General features: G+C 65.6%; 1 protein-coding gene. It reads left to right on the top strand.

Annotation, left to right across the window (positions count from 1 at the left end; translation table 11 throughout):
- The coding region (locus tag ACFOEV_RS19190) for an IS110 family transposase (RefSeq protein ID WP_386776510.1) at window positions 1-732 on the top strand (732 nt) is incomplete at its 5' end.
- Window positions 733-751: the final 19 nt, after the last annotated feature.

The raw sequence follows: 751 nt of genomic DNA on the forward strand, positions 1-751 counted from the left end.
GAACTGAAGCTCCGTGGCAGCAAGACCGATGGCCTGGATGCGGCGCTGCTCGCGGAGTATGGCGAGCGCATGGAACCCCGACGCTGGGTGCCGCCGACCCAGACGCAGCTGGCCCTGCGCGACCTGGGGCGCCAGATCAATCGCCTCACGGCAGCGCGCACCCAGGCCAAGAACCGCTTGCACGCCCTGCAGGCCAAGGGCATGACCCTGCCGCTGCTGATCGACGACGAGCAGGAGGGCATTGCCGCGCTGGATCGCCGCATCCAGCGCCTCACGCAAGCGGCGCAGGCCTTGATCGCCGAGTGTGAAACGCTGACAGCGCATCATGCCAACATGACCGCCGCCAAAGGCATCGGCGACGCCACGGCCATCGCGTTACTGGCCGAGCTGTGTGTGCTGCCCCGGGAGCTGAAGGCGCCACAGGTCAGCCGCTATGCCGGCCTGGACGTGCGACTCACGCAGTCCGGTACCAGCGTGAACCGGCCTGCGCGGCTCAGCAAAGCCGGCAATGCCTATTTGCGGGCGGCCCTGTACATGCCGGCCATGTGTGCGGTCCGGCATGATCCGCGGGCCAAGGCGTTCTACGACGCCCTGGTGGCGCGGGGCAAGAAAAAGATCCAGGCCCAATGTGCGGTGATGCGCAAGTACCTCACCGGCCTGTGGGCCTGCATGCAGAGCCAAACCCCATTCGATTCCTCGTTGCTCTTCAGCGATGAGCATATGAACGCTTGAGTCGAAACGGAGTATCTAC

The organism is Litchfieldella rifensis (genome assembly GCF_042646605.1).
Lineage (GTDB): Bacteria > Pseudomonadota > Gammaproteobacteria > Pseudomonadales > Halomonadaceae > Litchfieldella > Litchfieldella rifensis.